This window comes from Streptomyces sp. NBC_01257, assembly GCF_035917255.1.
Lineage (GTDB): Bacteria > Actinomycetota > Actinomycetes > Streptomycetales > Streptomycetaceae > Streptomyces.
In genome coordinates this window covers 1,670,942-1,689,757 of record NZ_CP108472.1, presented here as the reverse complement: position 1 = coordinate 1,689,757, position 18,816 = coordinate 1,670,942, and the positions used below count along the sequence as shown (strand labels likewise).

17 protein-coding genes are annotated in these 18,816 nt (G+C 72.5%); 10 read left to right on the top strand and 7 right to left on the bottom strand.

Annotated features, from left to right (window positions below):
• The first annotated feature begins 244 nt into the window (after positions 1-244).
• Positions 245-1,417 carry an acyl-CoA dehydrogenase family protein gene (locus OG408_RS06825; RefSeq protein ID WP_285566181.1) on the top strand — a complete coding sequence of 391 codons (1,173 nt, stop codon included), beginning with the start codon at positions 245-247 and terminating at the stop codon, positions 1,415-1,417.
• A 433-nt stretch (positions 1,418-1,850) separates the two neighbouring features.
• On the opposite strand, the gene OG408_RS06820 is transcribed toward OG408_RS06825, so the two are convergent.
• Entirely contained in the window at positions 1,851-2,252 is a 402-nt protein-coding gene (locus OG408_RS06820) for a hypothetical protein (protein ID WP_266776418.1), read from the bottom strand.
• A 202-nt stretch (positions 2,253-2,454) separates the two neighbouring features.
• On the opposite strand from OG408_RS06820, the gene OG408_RS06815 reads away from it, so the two are divergent.
• The 4 genes from OG408_RS06815 to fxsA all read left to right on the top strand — a co-directional run bounded on the left by OG408_RS06815 (position 2,455) and on the right by fxsA (position 6,521).
• Positions 2,455-2,895, top strand: a complete 441-nt coding sequence (locus OG408_RS06815) for an Lrp/AsnC family transcriptional regulator (RefSeq protein ID WP_024493538.1) — start codon at positions 2,455-2,457, stop codon at positions 2,893-2,895.
• 47 nt (positions 2,896-2,942) lie between these two features.
• Positions 2,943-4,583: an amidohydrolase gene (locus OG408_RS06810; protein ID WP_326668872.1), complete on the top strand. Its 1,641-nt coding sequence runs from the start codon at positions 2,943-2,945 to the stop codon at positions 4,581-4,583.
• A 527-nt stretch (positions 4,584-5,110) separates the two neighbouring features.
• Positions 5,111-5,878 (top strand): polyprenol monophosphomannose synthase, encoded by a 768-nt coding sequence (locus tag OG408_RS06805; RefSeq protein WP_266776414.1) that lies wholly within the window; start codon positions 5,111-5,113, stop codon positions 5,876-5,878.
• A 67-nt stretch (positions 5,879-5,945) separates the two neighbouring features.
• A complete protein-coding gene (fxsA, locus tag OG408_RS06800) occupies positions 5,946-6,521 on the top strand; it encodes an FxsA family membrane protein (protein WP_266776412.1) in 576 nt (191 codons plus the stop codon).
• Between the two features lie 230 nt (positions 6,522-6,751).
• On the opposite strand, the gene OG408_RS06795 is transcribed toward fxsA, so the two are convergent.
• The 4 genes from OG408_RS06795 to yczE form a co-directional block, all read right to left on the bottom strand.
• Positions 6,752-7,126 (bottom strand): RNA polymerase-binding protein RbpA, encoded by a 375-nt coding sequence (locus OG408_RS06795; RefSeq protein WP_003959706.1) that lies wholly within the window; start codon positions 7,124-7,126, stop codon positions 6,752-6,754.
• 275 nt (positions 7,127-7,401) lie between these two features.
• The gene (locus OG408_RS06790; protein WP_266776411.1) at positions 7,402-8,787 is read right to left on the bottom strand and encodes an MFS transporter; all 1,386 of its coding nucleotides are present in this window, start codon (positions 8,785-8,787) and stop codon (positions 7,402-7,404) included.
• Positions 8,788-8,833: 46 nt separating this feature from the next.
• Positions 8,834-9,598, bottom strand: coding sequence for a glycerophosphodiester phosphodiesterase (locus OG408_RS06785; RefSeq protein WP_266776409.1), 765 nt, complete (start codon positions 9,596-9,598; stop codon positions 8,834-8,836).
• The gene (yczE, locus tag OG408_RS06780) at positions 9,595-10,257 is read right to left on the bottom strand and encodes a membrane protein YczE (RefSeq protein WP_266776407.1); all 663 of its coding nucleotides are present in this window, start codon (positions 10,255-10,257) and stop codon (positions 9,595-9,597) included. The genes OG408_RS06785 and yczE overlap by 4 nt, the downstream gene beginning before the upstream one ends.
• 102 nt (positions 10,258-10,359) lie before the next feature.
• Between yczE and OG408_RS06775 the strand changes: the two genes are divergently transcribed.
• Positions 10,360-11,859, top strand: a complete 1,500-nt coding sequence (locus OG408_RS06775; protein ID WP_266776405.1) for an SCO1417 family MocR-like transcription factor — start codon at positions 10,360-10,362, stop codon at positions 11,857-11,859.
• A 78-nt stretch (positions 11,860-11,937) separates the two neighbouring features.
• Here the strand turns inward: OG408_RS06775 and OG408_RS06770 are convergent, their stop codons facing one another.
• Both OG408_RS06770 and OG408_RS06765 read right to left on the bottom strand, forming a co-directional pair.
• Positions 11,938-13,530, bottom strand: a complete 1,593-nt coding sequence (locus OG408_RS06770) for a hypothetical protein (RefSeq protein WP_326668865.1) — start codon at positions 13,528-13,530, stop codon at positions 11,938-11,940.
• A 38-nt stretch (positions 13,531-13,568) separates the two neighbouring features.
• Complete coding sequence (locus tag OG408_RS06765; RefSeq protein ID WP_018103962.1) at positions 13,569-13,763, bottom strand: hypothetical protein; 195 nt, start codon at positions 13,761-13,763, stop codon at positions 13,569-13,571.
• Positions 13,764-14,076: 313 nt separating this feature from the next.
• On the opposite strand from OG408_RS06765, the gene OG408_RS06760 reads away from it, so the two are divergent.
• The 4 genes from OG408_RS06760 to OG408_RS06745 all read left to right on the top strand — a co-directional run bounded on the left by OG408_RS06760 (position 14,077) and on the right by OG408_RS06745 (position 18,808).
• Complete coding sequence (locus OG408_RS06760; protein WP_326668863.1) at positions 14,077-14,469, top strand: ankyrin repeat domain-containing protein; 393 nt, start codon at positions 14,077-14,079, stop codon at positions 14,467-14,469.
• Positions 14,470-14,687: 218 nt separating this feature from the next.
• On the top strand, positions 14,688-16,109 hold the full coding sequence (locus OG408_RS06755; protein ID WP_326668862.1) for a HEAT repeat domain-containing protein: 1,422 nt from the start codon (positions 14,688-14,690) through the stop codon (positions 16,107-16,109).
• Positions 16,110-16,224: 115 nt separating this feature from the next.
• The gene (locus OG408_RS06750) at positions 16,225-17,751 is read left to right on the top strand and encodes a hypothetical protein (protein WP_326668861.1); all 1,527 of its coding nucleotides are present in this window, start codon (positions 16,225-16,227) and stop codon (positions 17,749-17,751) included.
• 118 nt (positions 17,752-17,869) lie between these two features.
• Positions 17,870-18,808 carry a hypothetical protein gene (locus OG408_RS06745; protein WP_266776398.1) on the top strand — a complete coding sequence of 313 codons (939 nt, stop codon included), beginning with the start codon at positions 17,870-17,872 and terminating at the stop codon, positions 18,806-18,808.
• The last annotated feature ends 8 nt before the right edge of the window (positions 18,809-18,816 follow it).

Below are 18,816 nucleotides of genomic sequence, written 5' to 3'. Positions count from 1 at the left end.
TCCGGTGATCGTCCCGGCCGTCACCGCCTCTTTCCGGGCGTCTTCTGCCAACCGGTGACGGATACCGTCCGATCGGGCATACTCAAGCCGCCACAGCCGCTGGCCAGCGCCTCTCGTAATCCGGGAGGGCAACATCGGCTGGGCAGCAGTGTTTTCCGGGCATCGTCCGGAGATCCCCCGGCGGCGCCGCTCACACCCCGCGCGCGCGACCGCCGCAACGCCCGACAGGGAGGAGAGCGCCGTCATGTCCGACCGTGCCCCGCAGTTGGTGGAACGTCGTCTGCCCACCGAGGAATCCAGGCAACTCATCGCGCTCGTCCGCGACATCGCCCAGCGGGAGATCGCGCCGCGGGCGGCCGAGGAGGAGGATGCGGGCCGGTTCCCGCGCGAAGTCTTCACCCTGCTCTCCGAGTCAGGACTGCTCGGCCTGCCCTACGACTCCGCCCACGGCGGCGGCGACCAGCCGTACGAGGTCTACCTCCAGGTCCTCGAAGAGCTCAGTGCCGCCCGGCTCACCGTCGGACTCGGCGTCAGTGTCCACTCCCTGGCCTGTCACGCGGTCGCCGGCTACGGCACCAAGGACCAGCAGACCGAACACCTCCCGGCGATGCTCGGCGGCGGCCTGCTGGGCGCCTACTGCCTCTCCGAGCCCGCCTCGGGTTCCGATGCCGCGTCCCTGACCACCAAGGCCGTCCGGGACGGCGACGACTGGGTGATCACCGGCACCAAGGCGTGGATCACCCACGGCGGCGTCGCCGACTTCTACACGGTCCTGGCCCGCACCGGAGCCGAGGGTGCCCGCGGCATCACCGCATTCCTCGTCCCCGGCGACGCGGCGGGGCTGAGCGCCGCCCTCCCCGAGAAGAAGATGGGGATGAAGGGATCGCCCACCGCCCAGCTGCACTTCGACGGGGTGCGGGTGCCCGACGCGCGCCGGATCGGTGAGGAGGGGCAGGGCTTCGCGATCGCCCTGTCCGCGCTCGACTCCGGCCGGCTGGGCATCGCGGCCTGCGCCATCGGTGTGGCCCAGGCGGCGCTGAACGAGGCCGTCGCCTACGCCACCGGGCGCAAGCAGTTCGGCCGCCCCATCGCGGACTTCCAGGGACTGCGGTTCATGCTCGCCGACATGGCCACCCAGATCGAGGCGGGCCGCGCGCTCTACCTCGAGGCCGCCCGGCTGCGCGACGCGGGGAGCCCCTTCTCGCGTCAGGCGGCCATGGCCAAGCTGTTCTGCACGGACGCGGCGATGCGGGTCACCATCGACGCCGTCCAGGTGCTCGGCGGATACGGCTACACGCTGGACTTCCCCGTCGAGCGGCTGATGCGCGAGGCGAAGGTGCTGCAGATCGTCGAGGGGACCAATCAGATCCAGCGGATGGTCATCGCCCGCCACCTCGCGGGTCCTGAGACCCGCTGACCCGCAGCGGCCGGTCCGACCACACCGGTGTCGTCATGATCCGGTTCCACTCCTGGTCATGGCGGCCCGGCAGGGTCCGGCCGGTGCCCTCCCAGTGCCGCAGGAGCGCCCGGTAGATGGGCGGATCGGTCGAGTGGGGCCCGGAGCGCGGCGCCGGACGCGGCGTCTCGGTCTGCGTCGGCGCCGTGCGGGACTGCGGAACCGATTCTTCGGAGGCCGGAGCGGCGAGGCGGCGGCGACCGGGGCCGGCCGTGGAGTGCAGCAGGGTCATGACGGGCCAACGGCGCGGGGCGGCGCCGGGTCACTGCCCGGCCGATTCGGGCGCCTGTTCGTCAGGTCCTCATGGCGCGCCGCAGGGGCGGCTGCCACCCCGCTGCGGCGCCGGTCTCCCGGCCCCGCCGTCCGAGGACGACGGGACCGGGCCCGGGCTGCCTCAGGCGGCGTCGCGGCGCAGCTGCTGCGGCACCCGGAACGGGCGCGAGCCGCTGCTGCCGGCGTGCGAGAACGGCTGCATCCTCCAGTCGAGTCCCTGGGGGAGCGTCAGCAGCAGGGCCGTCTCCTGCTCCTGGGCGTCGGCCGACTCGTCGGCCGGCCGGGCCTTCGACGCGGCACGGCCGGTGCCGGCGCACACCGTCAGGACGAACGGGTTCCACGGAGTGGGGCACAGCGCGTGCTCCGGCAGCACGTCCTCGTCCGCCAGGAGCGCGATGGGCTGCGCGCAGTCCGGGCAGATGACCCGGTACATCTCGAACGTGTCGTACGCGTCGGGAGCGGTGTCCTCGAAAGGATCAACGGGCTCCGGTTCGGTACGTCCGGTGAGCTTCAGGCTCTGCATGGGAATTCCCCCCTCGGGTGGGCCGACAAGGCGCCACGGCCTCGACCACAGCAAGCACTTCCCGTCGGGCATCCGCGGTAACCGCAAGGCGCCCGGCTACTGACCCGTAAACCTGTGGCATTGGTCACATGCCCGCCGCAGGTGCCTCTCCCGGCCGCACACGGCTGTGCCTGGAGGGTGCCGGGGCCATAGATTGATCCATATGGAGGAGCTGGACCGTCAAATCGTGGAGTTGCTCGTCAAGGACGGGCGGATGAGCTACACCGACCTGGGCAAGGCCACCGGCCTGTCCACCTCGGCCGTTCATCAGCGCGTCCGCAGGCTGGAGCAGCGCGGGGTGATCCGGGGCTATGCCGCGGTCGTCGACCCCGAGGCCGTCGGGCTGCCCCTGACCGCGTTCATCTCGGTGAAGCCCTTCGACCCGAGCGCTCCCGACGACATCGCGGAACGGCTCGCCGGTGTCCCCGAGCTGGAGGCCTGCCACAGCGTCGCGGGCGACGAGAACTACATCCTCAAGGTGCGGGTCGCGACCCCGCTGGAGCTGGAGCACCTCCTCACCCGGATCCGTTCGCTCGCCGGGGTGTCCACCCGCACCACCGTGGTGCTCTCCACGCCCTACGAGGCGCGCCCGCCGCAGATCTGAGGGGGTCGCGCGCCGCCCGCGCCCCGGCAGGCGGGAGACTGGTGCTCATGACCGAGAGCACCGCCCCCCAGAGCGAACACCGCACCGTGCTGCTGCGCGGTGGAGACGTCCACAGCCCCGCCGACCCCTTCGCCACCGCCATGGTGGTCGAACGGGGGCATGTCGCCTGGGTGGGCTCCGAAGGGGCCGCCGACGCCTTCGCGAGCGGCGTCGACGAAGTGATCGACCTCGAAGGGGCCCTGGTCACGCCCGCGTTCACCGACGCCCACGTGCACACCACGTCGACCGGTCTGGCCCTCACCGGCCTCGACCTCTCCGGAGCCCGCACCCTCGGCGAGGCCCTCGCCCTCGTCCGGACGTACGTGGCGGCGCACCCCGCGGGCGGGGTGGTCCTGGGCCACGGCTGGGACGCCACGCGCTGGCCGGAGCAGCGCCCGCCCTCGCGCGCCGAGCTCGACGAGGCGGCGGCCGGCCGGGCCGTCTACCTGCCCCGCGTCGACGTGCATTCGGCGGTCGTGACGACCGCGCTGCTCGATCTCGTCCCCGGCGTCACCGCGATGACCGGCTACCGGCCCGACGCGCCGCTGACCGGCGCAGCCCACCACGCGGTGCGCGCGGCCGCCCACGGCGCCGTCTCGCCGCGGCAGCGCGCCGACGCCCAGCGGGCCGCGCTGGCGCGTGCCGCGTCCCTCGGGATCGGCACGGTCCACGAGTGCGGCGGCCCGGACATCTCCGACGAGGAGGACTTCACCTCGCTGCTGAAGCTCGCGGCCGGACAGCCGGGGCCGCGGGTCTTCGGCTACTGGGCCGAGCGGGTCGGCGACGAGAAGGACGCCCAGCGTGTGCGGGAGCTCGGCGCGGTGGGCGCGGCCGGGGACCTCTTCGTCGACGGTTCGCTCGGCTCGCACACCGCCTGCCTGCACGAGCCGTACGCGGACGCGCCGGTCTCCGGCACCGCCCATCTGGACGCCGCGCAGATCGCCGCCCATGTCGCGGCGTGCACCGGGGCCGGGCTGCAGGCGGGCTTCCACGCCATCGGCGACGCGGCGCTCACCGCCGTCGTCGACGGCTTCAGGGCGGCGGCCGAGAAGGTCGGCCTGGGCCGGGTCCGGGCCGCCAGGCACCGCATCGAGCACGCCGAGATGCTGACCCCCGAGACCGTCGCCGCTTTCGCCGAACTCGGCCTCACCGCCTCGGTGCAGCCCGCCTTCGACGCCGCCTGGGGCGGTGAGGAGGGCATGTACGCCCGCAGGCTGGGCGCCGGGCGGGCCAGGACCCTGAACCCCTACGCGGCGCTCCTGCGGGCCGGTGTGCCCCTCGCGTTCGGCTCCGACAGCCCGGTGACCCCGCTGGACCCGTGGGGGACCGTGCGGGCCGCCGCGTTCCACCGGACGCTCGAGCACCGGATCTCCGTACGGGCCGGCTTCACCGCCCACACCAGGGGCGGCTGGCGGGCCGTCGGCCGCGACGACGCGGGCACCCTGGTGCCCGGCGCCCCGGCCGACTACGCGGTCTGGCGCACCGACGAACTGGTGGTCCAGGCCCCGGACGACCGGGTCGCCCGCTGGTCGACCGACCCGAGGTCCGGGACGCCCGGGCTGCCCGATCTCAGCCCGGGCGGCGAACTCCCGGTCTGCCTGCGCACGGTCGTGTTCGGACAAACTGTCTACGTACGGCCGAACGAGTGACGTCCGGACATTTCGTACCGCCGATCGAAGGTGCCCCCGCTCTGCCACGACCTGGGGATCTTCGGGACTGACCAGGCACGTTCGGTAAACGATGCAGGTCAGGCAACTATTGACAGAATGCGCCCACCGGCCGGTAGGTTCGGTCGAGTCCACCACAGGACGTCCGACCGGTTAAACGTCCACGCAGTCGTCGAACGCCGCTGGGTCATGGGGTGGTGCGCCGCACCGGCGTACCGCCACTGACAGCCAGGTTCAGCGCCCGCGCCTCGGGGGCGAGGGAAGGTTTCAGCCGGGCGGAGGGTGCGACCCGGGTGGGGCCCGGACGTTCAGTAGACAACGGCTCTAGGTCGACCCGCAGCCGGCGGGTCCCAGGTCGGCCCGAAGGACGCCGGGCCCCGATCCGCAGTTCTGTCCGCACTTCCGCTCTTCTGTCCGCCGCCGCTTGCCGCGCCGCCCGACCGGGCCGGTCTGCGGCGCCGCCGCGCTCGATATGGTGTGCACCTGCGTACGGACTTAAGGGGCAGTAAGTGAACGACGGCGGTCAGAGGCGATACGGCCCGCTCGGCAGAGCTCTGGTGATCATTCCGACCTACAACGAGGCCGAGAACATCAAGCCGATCGTCAGCCGGGTGCGCGCCGCCGTGCCGGAGGCCGACATCCTGGTCGCCGACGACAACAGCCCCGACGGCACCGGGAAGCTCGCCGACGAACTGGCCGCGGCCGACGGCCAGGTCCACGTGCTCCACCGCAAGGGCAAGGAGGGGCTCGGCGCGGCCTACCTCGCCGGCTTCCGCTGGGGCATGGACCACGACTACGGCGTCCTCGTCGAGATGGACGCGGACGGCTCCCACCAGCCCGAGGAACTGCCCCGGCTGCTCACCGCCCTCAAGGGTGCCGACCTGGTCCTCGGCTCCCGCTGGGTGCCGGGCGGCCGGGTGGTCAACTGGCCCAAGTCCCGCGAGATGATCTCCCGCGGCGGCAGCACGTACTCGCGGATCATGCTCGGGCTGCAGACGCGCGACGTCACCGGCGGCTACCGGGCCTTCCGCACCGAGACCCTGCAGGGCATCGGCCTCGACGAGGTCGCCTCGCAGGGCTACTGCTTCCAGGTCGACCTGGCCCGCCGCTCGATCGAGGCCGGCTACCACGTCGTCGAGGTCCCGATCACCTTCGTGGACCGGGAGGTCGGCGACTCCAAGATGAGCCGCGACATCCTCGTCGAGGCGCTGTGGCGCGTGACCGCGTGGGGCGTCACCAGCCGTACGAACCGGGTGCTCGGCCGCCGCACGCCCTGATCCGGCCGCGGTGGGCCGCCGTCACCCCCTTACCCCGTCCGGACGCCGGGCCAGGCACACTGGGAGTATGACGACCGGCACACCGCCCCCGACCGCCCGCAGGCGCTCGCGCGCCCGGACCTTCGTACCTCTCGCCATCGCCGCCTGGGCGGTGCTCGAGATCTGGCTGCTCATCGTGGTGGCGGACGCGGCAGGCGCCTTCACCGTGCTGCTGCTCCTGGCCGCGGGGGTCGTCCTCGGGGCCGTGGTGATGAAGCGGGCCGGCCGCCGCGCCTTCCGCAATCTCACCGAGACGCTCCAGCAGATGCCGGGGCAGCCCGGAGCGGCCGGCTCCTCGCCCGCCCCTTCGAGCACCCGGGGCAACGGCTTCCTGATGCTCGGCGGGCTGCTCATCATGATTCCGGGGATGATCTCGGACGTGGCGGGACTGCTGCTCCTGGTGCCGCCGGTCCGGTCGGCCCTCAGCAGGTACACGGAGCGCTCGCTGGAACGCCGGATGACCGCGGCGGCCCCCGGCGGCCTCTCGGACGCCTTCCAGCAGGCCCGCATGCACCGCCCGGACGGAAAGGTCGTCCAGGGCGAGGTGATCCGCGAGGAGCCCCCCAACCCGACGGACCCCCCGCGCCCGCCGCTGACGAAGTAACCGGCCGGATCAGGCCCGTCCGGCGAGTACCAGGCCCGTCCGGCGCTTGAGGACGTCTCCGGCCTCGGCCGAACGGGACCGAGCCGTACCGCCGAGACGGGCCCAGGTCCAAGAGGGCAACCCGCACCGCACCCCCGCAGTCGGTCGCCCAAGGCCCACGCACAGAGCCGCGGGCCGCGACACACAAGGTGTCGCGGCCCGCGGCTCTGTCTCGATGCGGTGCTACGCGGTCAGGCAGACTTCCTGCTGTCCCGCGGATGCACGGCAATGTTCATGGCGCCGGAGCGCAGAACCGCCAGCCTCTCGGCCAGCACCTCCTCCAGCTCCTCGCGTGTGCGCCGCTCCATGAGCATGTCCCAGTGCGTGCGCGCAGGCTTGCCCTTCTTCTCCTCGGGGCCATCCCCGTCCACCAGGAGTGCCTGGGCGCCACACGCCTTGCACTCCCACTCCGGCGGAATTTCCGCCTCTACCGAGAACGGCATCTCAAATCGATGTCCGTTCTGGCATGCGTACTCCACCGCCTGGCGCGGGGCCAGATCGATGCCGCGGTCCGTCTCGTAGCTGGTAACCACGAGTCGCGTGCCGCGGAGAGCTCGCTCACTCATGAATCGTGCCTCCCGGGCTTGTCGCCCACAGGACAGGTGTCGCTGTCGTCGTCATCCGGTCAACGTCCGGTCGGCGGCAAAGATTCCCGTTGCCGGTCATGCGTCGCCCGTCGTGCCGCTGCATTTTCAGGTTTGCGAGTGTTCATGTACCCGCCCATGCCCGGTTTGTCACATCTGGCGGAAGTTGTCACCCAACGGTTCGGGTGCTTCCACTCGCAGTAACGGTCCTCCCGGGCAGGCCAAAGGCGTACACTACCGGCCTTTCACTTCAACGTCTAAATCCGTTCGGGAACAGGATTGCCCGCCGCGGCCACGGCCTGCCGTACCGGCACCCTCGCGAGCAGCACGGAACCGATCACGAAGAAGATCACCAACGAGATGATCGCATCCCGGTAACTGCCGGTCAGCTGGTACGCGAGCCCGAACACCAGGGGCCCCAGCCAGCTCAGTCCGCGGTCGCTCATCTCGTACGCGGAGAAGTACTCGGCCTCCTTGCCGCGCGGCACCAGATGCGAGTAGAGCGAGCGCGACAGCGCCTGGCTGCCGCCGAGGACCAGGCCGATCGCCGCCGCCAGTGCGTAGAAGAACACCGGCGAGTCGGCGGGCAGGAAGTAGCCGGCGACGAGAATCAGCGTCCAGACGACGAGCGACCCGAGGATCGTGTGCTTCGCGCCGTGGACCCGGGCCATCCGTCCCATGCCGAGGGCCCCGGCGACGGCGAGCACCTGGACCAGCAGCACCGCCGTGATCAGCGTCGTCTGGTCGAGGCCCAGTTCCTCGGAACCGTAGACGGAGGCCTGCGAGATCACGGTCTGCACGCCGTCGTTGTAGACGAGGTAGGCCAGCAGGAAGGAGAGGGTGAGCGGGTGACGGCGCATGTCGCGCAACGTCGCCCTCAGCTGCCGCCACCCGGCGCCGACCGCTCCGGAACCAGCCGCCTCGCCGCCGCCGGGCATCGCCCGGTCGCGCAGCCGGCGCAGCGGTATGACGGTGAACGCACCCCACCAGACACCGGCCGAGGCGAGACAGATCCGCACCGCGTCCGACTCGGAGAGGCCGAAGGAGTCGTGGCCGGTGTAGAGGATCAGGTTGAGGACGAGGACAAGCGCCCCCGACGTGTAGCCGAAGGCCCAGCCCCGGGAGGAGACCGCGTCGCGTTCGTCGGGCTCCGCGATCTGCGGCAGATAGGCGTTGTAGAGCACCATCGACACCGAGATCGAGGCGTTCGCCACGATGAGGAGGAACGCGCCGAGCAGATAGCGGTGGCCGTCCAGGAAGAACATCGCCGCCGTCGCGGTGGCACCCGTGTACGCCGCCACCGCGAGCAGCGGCTTCTTGCGGCCCGTACGGTCGGCCGCGGCGCCCGCCATCGGCATCAGGATCACGGCGAGCACGAGCGAGGCCGAGATCGTGTAGGCGAAGAGCGATCCGGCGCGGACCGGGATGCCCAGCGGATGGACGTACCCCTCGGCGTCGGAGGCGGCCTTGGCGACCGAGGTCAGATACGGCCCGAGGAACACCGTGACGACGCTCGTCGAGTAGACGGAGCACGCGAAGTCGTAGAAGTACCAGCCGCGCTGTTCCCGCCGCCGCTCCTCGGGACCGCCCGTACCGCCCGTGCCGTCCGCCGGTTCGGCGGTGTCCGCGGTCTCGGCGGTCATGGCGCACCCCTCGTCTCTCCCCGGGGAGACGTCATCCGGGCCGGCGTCAGGCCCAGGCCCCCCGCTCGCTCAGCACCGTACGCAGCGTCTCGATGTGATCGGTCATGATGCCATCCACTCCGAGATCCAGGAGCGCTGCCATCCGTTCCGGTTCGTTCACCGTCCAGACGTGCACCTGGAGTCCGCGCGCGTGCGCCTCGCGCACGAAGCGCCGGTCGACGACCCGTACACCGCCCTGGGTCTCCGGGACCTGTGCGCAGACCGCGCCGGACCGCAGCGCCGCCGGAATGCCGTACGAGCGCAGCCGCAGCCCCAGGACTCCGCGGACGCCGTAGGAGGTGGCGAGCCGGGGGCCCGCGAGCCGGTGCGCCCTGGCGACCCGGGCCTCGGAGAACGAACCGACGCACACCCGGTCCCAGGAGTCCGTCCGGCGGATCAGCTCGACCAGGGGTCCGAGGGCGGGGCCGGCCTTGATGTCCACGTTCCAGCGGGCCCCGGGGAACGCCTCCAGCAGTTCCTCGAACAGGGGCAGCGGCTCACGCCCGGCCACCCGGGCCCGCCGTATCTCGCTCCACGGCAGCTCCGCTATCCGGCCCCGGGAGTCCGTGACCCGGTCCAGGGTGGAGTCGTGGAAGGCGACCAGCCGGCCGTCCGCCGAGGCGTGCACATCGGTCTCGAAGTAGCGGTACCCGGCGTCGGCGGCACGGCGGAACGCGGCCGCCGTGTTCTCGATCCCGTCCGCCGCCCCGCCCCGGTGGGCGAACGCGAGCGGTGCGGGGTGGTCCAGATAGGGGTGGCGTACGGAAGTCACTGCGGCAGTATGGCCTGCGCGGAAGGCGGGGCGGTGACCGTGGTGCCACCGCTTTCCGTGATCGCGAAGAAGCGCAGGAAGAACTGGGCGAGCGGGCCGATGGCCAGGGCGTACAGGACCGTGCCCACGCCGAGGGAACCGCCGAGCAGGAATCCGGTGGCCACGACCGCCACCTCGATCGCCGTGCGGACGAGCCGGATGGACCGGCCGGTCCGCTGGTGCAGCCCGGTCATCAGTCCGTCGCGCGGTCCGGGACCGAACCGGGCGGCGATGTAGAGCCCGGTCGCCACACCGTTGAGGACGATCCCCGCCACCATCACCCCGGCCTGCGCCACGAGCCCGTGCACCTCGGGGACGAGCGCGAGGGTGCCGTCCATCGCGAGACCGACGGCGAAGACGTTCGATACGGTGCCCAGCCCCGGCCGCTGGCGGAGCGGGATCCAGAGCAGCAGCACGATCGCGCCGATGATGATCGAGACGACGCCGATGCTGATCCCGGTGCGTTCGGCGAGCCCCTGGTGCAGCACGCCCCACGGCTCCAGGCCGAGGCCAGCGACGACCAGCAGTGCCGAACTCGCCCCGTACAGGGCCAGGCCCGCGTAGAGCTGGATCAGGCGACGGGTGAGGTGCGCCCCGCGCGGCACGGCGGTGATGGACAAGTGGTGCCCCCTGGTGTGGTGGTCGTGGACTGCTGCATGTCACTCTGTGGCAGGGGATTGGCTGCCAACTATGGCCAATCCGAGGAAGGTGGACTGATTCTCATGGCGCAGTGGACTTCGGCCGTCGGTGCGGCACAGCTCGCCCGGCAGCTCCACGCCCAGCAGCCCCGGCCCGCGGGCCCCGGCACCCGCAGGCCGCCGGCCTACCGCGCGCTCGCCGACGGGATCAGGCTGCTCGTCCTCGAAGGCCGGGTCCCGGTCGCCGCCCGGCTGCCCGCCGAGCGCGAACTGGCGCTGGCCCTCTCCGTCAGCCGTACGACGGTCGCCGCCGCCTACGAGGCACTGCGGGCCGAGGGCTTCCTCGAGTCGCGGCGCGGGGCCGGCAGCTGGACGGCGGTGCCTGCGGGCAACCCGCTGCCCGCCCGCGGACTGGAACCGCTGCCGCCCGAGGCGCTCGGATCGATGATCGACCTGGGCTGCGCCTCGCTGCCCGCCCCCGAACCGTGGCTGACCCGGGCCGTCCAGGGCGCCCTGGAGGAGCTGGCGCCGTACGCGCACACCCACGGCGACTATCCGGCGGGGCTCCCCGCGCTGCGGCAGATGATCGCCGACCGGTACACCGCCGACGGCATCCCGACGATGCCCGAGCAGATCATGGTCACCACCGGGGCGATGGGCGCGATCGACGCGATCTGTCACCTCTTCGCGGGCCGCGGCGAACGGATCGCGGTGGAGTCCCCGAGCTACGCCAACATCCTCCAGCTGATGCGGGAGGCCGGCGCCCGTCTGGTGCCGGTGGCCATGGAGGAGGGGCTCGGCGGCTGGGACATGAACCGCTGGCGCCAGGTGCTGAGGGACGCGGCTCCCCGGCTCGCCTACGTCGTCGCGGACTTCCACAACCCGACCGGGGCGCTGGCCGACGAGGACCGCCGCCGCGCGCTGGTGGACGCCGCCCGCTCGGCCGGCACGGTCCTGGTCGTCGACGAGACGATGCACGAGCTGTACCTGGACGACGACGTGGACATGCCGCGCCGGGTCTGCGCCTTCGACCCGGCCGGCAGCACCGTCCTCACCGTCGGTTCGGCCAGCAAGGCCTTCTGGGCCGGGATGCGCATCGGCTGGGTGCGCGCCGCCCCGGACGTGATCCGCAGCCTGGTCGCCGCCCGCGCGTACGCGGACATGGGCACCCCGGTCCTCGAACAGCTGGCCGTCAACTGGCTGATGCGCACCGGCGGCTGGGAGCAGGCCGTGCAGATCCGCCGGGAGCAGGCGCGGGACAACCGGGACGCGCTCGTCACTGCGGTGCGCCGGGAGCTGCCGGACTGGGAGTTCGCGGTCCCGCGCGGCGGGCTGACGCTCTGGGTGCGCACCGGCGGCCTGTCCGGCTCGCGGCTCGCGGTGGCGGGGGAGCGGGTCGGGGTGCGGGTGCCGTCCGGGCCGCGGTTCGGGGTCGACGGAGCCTTCGAGGGTTATGTGCGGCTGCCGTTCACGGTCGGCGGTCCGGTGGCGGAGGAGGCGGCGCTTCGGCTCGCGGCCGCCGCCCAGCTGGTCGGCTCGGGCGCCGGCGCGGGGGCCGAGGCGCCCCGCACCTTCGTGGCCTGAGCGCCTGAATCCTGACAGGACGGAGGCGGGGGCCCGCGGATCCGCGGGCCCCCGCCTCCGTCCTGCTGTTCCGCCTGCTCAGTCGCTGAGGGCGAGTCCCTCGATGCCGACCGAGGCGGTCACGGTCTCCGCCGTCACCGGGTCGGGCACGTTCGCCTCGATCGCCGTACGCCGTTCTGGCAGCAGACCCAGCACCGCCTGGCGCTGTGCCTCGCTCGTCGCGTCGTCGTACGGATCGGGGGTGGCGGGGACCTGGATGCGCAGCACCGGGCCGGTGCCCAGGCGCGCGTACCCACGGCCGGGCGGGACGTCCGGGGTGGGGGTGGTGTGCGGTTCCAGGCCCAGGACCGACTCGATCTGGGCGGGGGAGCACTGGCCGAGCACGACCCGGGCCCTGGTGTGGGTCCGTACCGTCTCGCTCAGGCCGTCGAGTGTGTCGGACTGCTCGGTCATCACGACGGTGACATTGGCGGCCCGGCCGTGCCGCAGCGGCACCTGGAGCAACTCCTGCGGATCGGGCCCGCCGTCGGCTGCGGCGAGGTGGCCGAGCACGCTCGGCCGGTCCAGCAGGATCCAGAGCGGGCGCCGGGTGTCCTCGGGCGCGGCGTGACCGGACTGCCGGGCCCGGTTGGCCTCGATGAGCCGCCGTTCCGTCTCGCTGGCCGCCCACTCCAGGGTGGACAGCGCGCCGGCGAGCCCGCACTCGACGGCCAGGACGCCCTCGCGTCCGGTGAAGCACGCGTACTCTCCGGTGCCGCTGCCCTCGATGATCAGGACGTCGCCCTGCTGGAGCGCCTGCAGGGCGATGGAGCGCATCAGCGTGGTGGTGCCGCTGCCGGGCTGGCCGGCGATCAGCAGGTGCGGCTCTGTGGAGCGGGCGCCGGTCCGCCAGACGACCCCGGGCGCGTCCCGGGTGTCGTCGCCGTCGCTGACCGGCACGGTGCGCTGCACCGCGTCCTCGTCGGTGAAGCCGAGGACGGTCTCGCCGGGGGCGGTGACGAAGCGCTGGGCGGTGATCGAGGTGGGCAGGGCGTCGAGCACGTTCATCACGAGCCGGTTGCCCTCCTCGTCCCAGCTGAAGCGGTACTCCCGGCCGCGGCCCGACTTGGCGTGCAGCAGCTGTTCGATCCGGGCCCGGGAGTCGGCCTCGCTGTCGGTGAAGTAGGCGGGGTACGTGACGCTGAGACGGCTGACACGGCCGTCTCCGTCGAACGCGTACCCACTGAAGACCTTGTCCCAGTCGCCGCCGTGGGCGAACAGCGGACTGGGGTCGTCGGCCGTCGAGAAGTACGGCACGAGCGCCTCGTACAGGGCTTGCAGGCGCCCGGTCTCCGCCTCGTCGGGGCCGGTCTTGACGGGTGTGCGTTCCCGTCCCTTCCATGCGGCTGCGCCCATCACCGTGACGAGAGCCAGGAGCGGCCCGTACGGGATGAGCGCGACCACGAGCACGCAGGCCGCGACGAGGAACAGCGTGGGACCACGCCGGTCCTTGGGCGTCGCGGCCCACTTCTGCCGTCCTGCACCGGCCAGCAACCGCAGACCACGAGTGATCATGATCAGCGGATGGAGCACGTCGGTGGCGCTGTCGGCGGCCGTGCGCGCGAACTCTCGACTGCGAGTGATCGAAGCGCTGCCGCTGCTCAGAATGCGGGGGAGTGGTCGCCGGGCCACGTCTGTCTCCTGAAGGGGGTGGGAGCGGGAGCGGAGGGTCAGAACTTGATCCCGCCCAAGAGGCCGGCGAGGCTCGCTCCGCCCGCGGTGATGCTCGGTGCGATGGCGGTGCCGGCCAGGTAGAAGCCGAACAGGGCGGTGACGAGGGCGTGCGAAGCCTTGAGGCCGTCCTTCCTGAAGAACAGGAAGACGATGATGCCGAGGATGACGACGCCTGACATGGAAAGGATCATGAGTGGTTCTCCTGGTTGGGGGGACAGTCACCATGAGTCCTTCCAAGCTCACCGGAAGTATCTATAGGATAAAAGCTGCAATTGGGTGAAAAGTCGGTTTTTTCACTGGACTGGCGGACGCGGAGGCTCCGGTGGGCGGCCTCCGGCGTGACGGACATCTCTCCGCCGTCACACGACGTGATCATTTGCCAAGGGCGGGCCGGGGTATGTGAACCTCCTGGCAGTACCCTGTCGATTCACTCGTACGGCCCACGCGGCACACGCCCCAGCGGGCCGGAGCCGGCCCGAACCGTTAATGGAAGGCGGTCCTCCGATGAGCGAAACCCCCGATCCCGAGGTGATCGAACTGGCGGCCAAGGTCTTCGACCTGGCACGGCAGGGCGACAGCGACGCGCTCGCCGCCTACGTCGACGCCGGAGTCCCGGTGAACCTCACCAACGACCGCGGCGACTCGCTCCTGATGCTCGCGGCCTACCACGGGCACGTGGCCGCCGTCACGGCCCTGACCTCCCGTGGCGCCGACGCGGACCGTGCCAACGACCGCGGGCAGACGCCGCTCGCCGGAGCCGTCTTCAAGGGCGAGGACGCGGTGATCAGGGCGCTGCTCGACGCGGGGGCCGATCCGGCGTCCGGAACACCCTCCGCGGTGGACACGGCGCGCATGTTCGGCAAGGCCGACCTGCTGGAACTCTTCGGCACCCGCTGACCGGGCTTCGCCGTAAATGTGGTCGCGGTGGCGAAATGGCTGGGTCATCATGACGTCGCGGGCCCGATTCGGGCCACCGACGAGAGGCAGGGAAGATGGTCTGCACCAGGCAGAAGACGGCGGTCGGCCGATCATGTTGCTGCGCGGTCTAGTGCCCACCCGGCACATGGAACTGCACAGTCCCGGTTGCGTCGACAGCTTGATGTGAGGCTTTCCCCATGTTCGATCCGTTCATAGCGCCGAGCGGCACGCTGCTCGGCCTGCTGCAGAGGGGCCGCGGCGACGGCACGCTCCACGCACTCGCCGCACCACGCCCCGAGGCCCTGGCGGCTCTCCATCACTGCGTCCTGAGCGATCCGCGTCACGACTGGCAGGTGGAGAACCGCTCCCTCTACTACGCACGTCTGTATCTCGATCTCGACGGCGGCATCGAGGAGATCGAGCGGCACCTGTTCGACGCCGACGACCACCTCGACACGGAGGACTCACGGACCGGCCTGGCCCTGGCGGTCCTCGGCCACCTCGCCTCCTACGGCCGCGACGACGCCCTGGACCTGCTGCGGCGCTACGCCGCGACCGGCTCCAACTGGGCGTGGGCCCTGGACGAGCTGGCGCTGCGCGACGACGACGCCGGACTCCGGTCACTCGCCGTACCCGTGCTCGCCCGCTTCCCGGACGACGCCGAGGGCCGCGCCGAGCTGGCCGCCACCGTCCGCGACGCCTTCGAGCCCCGGCCCTGGCGGCTCTGGGCCGACGACCCGCGTGAATCGGTCGGTGCCCGGGTGCGCGCAGCATCGGAGCAGGGTTCGTTCGACCGCTGGCAACGCCAGATGCGACCGGGCGGCCCCCGCCCCGGCTGGAGCGTCCAGGCCGTCTTCGACTGGGCCCAGGAAGGGCTCGACCGCGGCAGCGTCCTGCACGTGCCGGCCGCGCGCTGCCTCTCGGCGGTGGCCGGACCCGAGGACCGGCCCGTGATCGTCGAGGCCGCCCGCAGCGGTCCGGACGGCGCCCGCTGCGCCGCGCTGCACTACCTCGCGGCCGAGGTCCGGGACCCGGCCGTGCTCGACCTGATCGAGGCCGCGGCGGCCGGCGCCTCGCACACCGTCGCCGAAGCGGCCGTCGCCGCCTTCGAGCGGATGTGCGGTGAGGACGCCGTGGAACGGGCCCGCCGCTGGGCCCGGCGGCCCGACGCGCTCGGCGCCTCGGCGGCAGGCGTACTGGCCGGCCGCGGCAGCGCCCAGGACGCGTCCCTGGTCCTCGGCGCCCTGCGCGACGCCGTACGCGGCGAGGGACCGGACGCACTCCGGCTGTGGACCCTCGTCGACGGCGCCGGACGGCTCGGCATCGCCTGCGCCGCCCCCGTACTGCGCCACGTCTACCGCGAGACGTCCTCCTCCCATCTGCGGGGCAGGGCCGCCAGGGCCCTCGCCGCCACCGACCCCTCCTTCGCCACCGGCTTCGCCGTCGAATGCCTGTGGGACTGCGAGGAGACGACCCGGGAGGTCGCCGCACGCCATGCGGAGACCGGTGACATCAGGGTGGCCGAACGGCTGCGCAGGCTGGCCGCCGATCCGGCCGAGGAGGCCGAGGTGCAGTCGGCGGTACGCAGCAGGATCGGGCCGGACGCACCGGCGCTCTGACAGCGCCGGCCACCCTGCCGCCGCACCCCGGGCCAGGGCATGACCGACTCCGGGGCAAGCGGCCGCATCTGCGCCGTTTCGACCGTTGTCAGTCCGAGGACCTAATCTGTCCAGCGTGACTTCGCCTGCCTACACGGACAACGCCGCGCACCGGCTCGGCGCGGGGCCGCGGCCCGCACCCGGCCCGGCCGCCGACGAGGGGCTCTCGCGGCGGCTGCGCGCTCTCGCCTGCACCGCGCCGCTGCACGACCTCGACGTGCGCAAGGCGAACCTCGCCGGTGAGTACACGGTGTACGCGATGTCCGAGGTCGCCCTCGCGGCGATCGACCTCGTCACCCTGAACATGGACTTCGACACCGGCGCCGACCACGACCAGATAGTGGCCAGACTGCTCCCGCGCGTCGCCGCGCAGGCCCCCCGCCGCCCCGTCGAGGAGCACGAACGGGTCGCCCGCTGGGTGCTGGAGAACCTGATCAACGTCGGCAGTGTGGACCGCGGCTTCCGCGCGGTGTACGGCACCTTCGGGCCCGACGGCGTCTACGTCCGCCGGGACTACGACTTCAAGCTCATCGAGGAAGTCCCGGGATACGGCGGCAGTGTCTATCTGCGTGCCACCGACGAAGCGGTCAACGTCCTGGTCGGCGCGCTCGACACGGACGTCACCAGCGCCCAGATCGCCGCCGAGGTGAAGCTGGAGGTCCTGATCAGCCGCGGCCGCCTCGCCGACGCCCAGCTCGCCGCGGAACAGGCCCGCTACCGGACCGTGCAGTACGCGGAGACCCTCCGCAAGACCCTCGACGCGACCCGGCGCAACGTCCGAGCGGTCGACTGGCTCAACGCCGTGCCCGACATGATCGCCGAGGCCCTCGACCACGTGGCCGACCGCTACCGCCACGAGAACGCGATCCTCACCAACATCCGCAAGGCCCGCGACGAGGCGGAGGAACCCGAGCACAAGCGCCGGGCCGCCGAGCTCGTCGACATCGTCAAGGACTGCATCCGCCGCCACACCCAGCTCCAGTCCCGGCTGCTGGAGGCCGGACCGCTGTTCCGCGCCGAGCAGGACCGGCAGTCCTTCGCCGCGCCGGCCGCCCGCACCGGGCTCGATCTGTACGGGCAGCTCCTGGCCCCGCTGCTGCCGCTCCCCGTCGAGCAGGCGATCCGGGCCACCGACGCGTTCTTCGCCCGGGGCACCGGCCTGCGCACCCCCACCTCGGTCCGGGTGGGAGACCTCGTCGACATGCTGCTCACCCCGCCCCTGGAACGCGAACACCTGGGCGCCGAGATGCCCGAACCCGACCTGATCGCCACCCCGGACGACAGCCGGTTCAGCGAGGAGCAGCTCGCCTCCGCCATGGAGCTGCTCGACCTGGAACACGACGCCCCACGCCGCCTGTCGGGACTCCTGGCCGAGGCCCGGCGGCGCGACACGGAGCTGCCCTACCTGGTCGCCCTGCTCGCGGTGCACGCCGCGAGCCCCCCGGTCGGCACCGCCTACCGGCAGGGCGAGCGACGCCTCCTGTTCTCCGTCGACGACGGCACGGTGCTCGACGACCCCGAGTTCGGCGGCGCCGACCTGATCGTGGGGACGGCACTGCTGGACGCGGTGGGGATGGCGGCCGACCGCTCGGAGGCGACATGAGGCGCCCCGGACCGGCCCCGGGCGCCTGCGCGGGAGCCGGGCCCGTGCCGGCGGCCGCCGCCACCCCGGCCGTCGTTCATCCCGTACCGAAGACTTTCCGCAACAAGGAGCGAACGTCGTGAGCGACCACCGCGCAGAGCACGCCGAAGCGTGGAGCGACCCGACCGCCGCACACCCGGCCGACCGGGCGGCCGCGCACCCCGCCGACCGGCCGGCGGCACAGCCGGCTTCGGCGGTCGTCACCCCGGCCGACGCCGCCGACGCCGCCCGGCTCGTCGCCTTCGGGCTCCAGCCCAAGCTCCTGCCGGCCCGCGACGCCGAATACGCCGAACTGCTGCGCCGCTACCGGGAGGAGTCCGCCTTCGCCCGGCTCGCCGACGCCGTCGCCACCGGTCTCGGCCTCGTCGTGCTGGAGGTGTCCACCCGGGCGGGCATGGCCGTGACGGCGGGCGAGGACTCGGTCTTCGCCGTCCGCATGGGTGACTACGCCCGCCGGGCCTCCTCGGACTCCGCCGACCGCTTCCTGCACGGCCTGGCCCATCTGGCCGTCGCCGCGATGGCCTTCCCGCGCCCCGAGGACCTCGCCGACGACGCGTACATCGGCCGGATCACGGTCAACGGCGTCGACGCCTTCGTCCGCCAGGCCTGCCACCGGCTGGAGGAGCGCGCGGAGGAGCACGGCGACAACACCGACCCGGCCAGTGACGCCCCCGGACTGGAGGCGAGCTGGCGGATCTACGCCCGGCGCAGCGCCACCGGCGCGACGAAGGACGCCCGCCGGCTGGCCGGTTCCACCACCGGCATCGTCGGCAAGGCCGTGGCCTTCCTCACCGACTCCGGCTTCCTCCAGCGCACCGGGGACGACGCCGGAGGCGCCTTCCGCACCACCGCCCGCTACCAGCTCCAGGTCCGCGACATGGCCGGCAGCGCCGCCATGGCCGAACTGCTGGAGCTGGGCGTGGTGCCGGTCACCGACGGATCGGCGACGCTGCTGCCGCCACCGGACCCCGACGACCTGGAGCTGGCGGCCGACGCCGGTCTGCCCTTCCACAGCTGACCGGCCCC

Excerpts from the sequence above, each read along its gene's own strand:
- OG408_RS06825 (WP_285566181.1), top strand. The coding sequence starts at position 245 with ATGTCCGACCGTGCCCCGCAGTTGGTGGAACGTCGTCTGCCCACCGAG.
- OG408_RS06820 (WP_266776418.1), bottom strand. The coding sequence starts at position 2,252 with ATGCAGAGCCTGAAGCTCACCGGACGTACCGAACCGGAGCCCGTTGAT.
- OG408_RS06815 (WP_024493538.1), top strand. The coding sequence starts at position 2,455 with ATGGAGGAGCTGGACCGTCAAATCGTGGAGTTGCTCGTCAAGGACGGG.
- OG408_RS06810 (WP_326668872.1), top strand. The coding sequence starts at position 2,943 with ATGACCGAGAGCACCGCCCCCCAGAGCGAACACCGCACCGTGCTGCTG.
- fxsA (WP_266776412.1), top strand. The coding sequence starts at position 5,946 with ATGACGACCGGCACACCGCCCCCGACCGCCCGCAGGCGCTCGCGCGCC.
- OG408_RS06795 (WP_003959706.1), bottom strand. The coding sequence starts at position 7,126 with ATGAGTGAGCGAGCTCTCCGCGGCACGCGACTCGTGGTTACCAGCTAC.
- OG408_RS06790 (WP_266776411.1), bottom strand. The coding sequence starts at position 8,787 with ATGACCGCCGAGACCGCGGACACCGCCGAACCGGCGGACGGCACGGGC.
- OG408_RS06775 (WP_266776405.1), top strand. The coding sequence starts at position 10,360 with ATGGCGCAGTGGACTTCGGCCGTCGGTGCGGCACAGCTCGCCCGGCAG.
- OG408_RS06765 (WP_018103962.1), bottom strand. The coding sequence starts at position 13,763 with ATGATCCTTTCCATGTCAGGCGTCGTCATCCTCGGCATCATCGTCTTC.
- OG408_RS06760 (WP_326668863.1), top strand. The coding sequence starts at position 14,077 with ATGAGCGAAACCCCCGATCCCGAGGTGATCGAACTGGCGGCCAAGGTC.
- OG408_RS06755 (WP_326668862.1), top strand. The coding sequence starts at position 14,688 with ATGTTCGATCCGTTCATAGCGCCGAGCGGCACGCTGCTCGGCCTGCTG.